The organism is Shewanella salipaludis (genome assembly GCF_012911865.1).
Lineage (GTDB): Bacteria > Pseudomonadota > Gammaproteobacteria > Enterobacterales > Shewanellaceae > Shewanella > Shewanella salipaludis.
In genome coordinates, this window is record NZ_JAAXYH010000036.1 from 1 (window position 1) to 772 (window position 772).

The window sequence follows — 772 nt, forward strand, 5'->3', positions numbered from 1 at the left end:
ACGGGACCATGGAACAGCTTGCCAAATTCAGTGGTGAGCCTTAGCCAGTTTTCTTGCGGGATATTCAATCTTGTTAGCAACTTAGCGCTGTTTTCACCGATAGCGCCACGCTTGTCATCTCGGATAATGCGTCCGGTATCATCAACCAATCCAAGATAATCCCGGAGCGCAAACGCAATACCTTTAGGCTGGTTATCGCGCTCGTTGCCAATAAAAGGCAGTAGGTTCGAGGGTTGTTCGCCTTTCAAGGCTGCCTGAACACGCAGTTGAATGCTGGTGTGATTGGACTGCTCTGGGGTAGTCGCCATCTTCGCTCTGATGGGATTCAGATCGACATAGGCCATACAGGCTAATACTGCGGCCTCATCCAATAACGCCTGCGACTTAAAGCGCCCCTCCCAGAAACGGCCTGAGCAGTTATCTTCTTGATTTGCTTGCCTAGCTATCGGTTCATTGAGACAACGCATGAACCACGATATATCACATAGCCGGCTGCGATAGGTCGCGATGGCGTGCTTTAACCTGGTCACCTCGTATGCTTCAACCAACCCGCCACGGGCAAATTTCCGGGTTAACTCATCGCCTTTAAACAGTTTGTGCCATTGCTCCAGCACTTCTATGTCACTCCAACGGTTGGCAGTATCAATATCAATACGCAACACAACATGCAGATGGTTTGACATCACCGCAAAAGCAGCCACATCAATGGCAAAAACAGCTTCAAGTTCAAAGAGCAGTGACTCTACCCAGCCCCGGCGATGGTCATAGTTCT

General features: G+C 49.9%; 1 protein-coding gene. It reads right to left on the reverse strand.

Annotated features, from left to right (window positions below):
* A partial coding sequence (locus tag HC757_RS18870; RefSeq protein WP_169565981.1) for a transposase occupies positions 1-772 on the reverse strand: 772 nt, incomplete at both ends.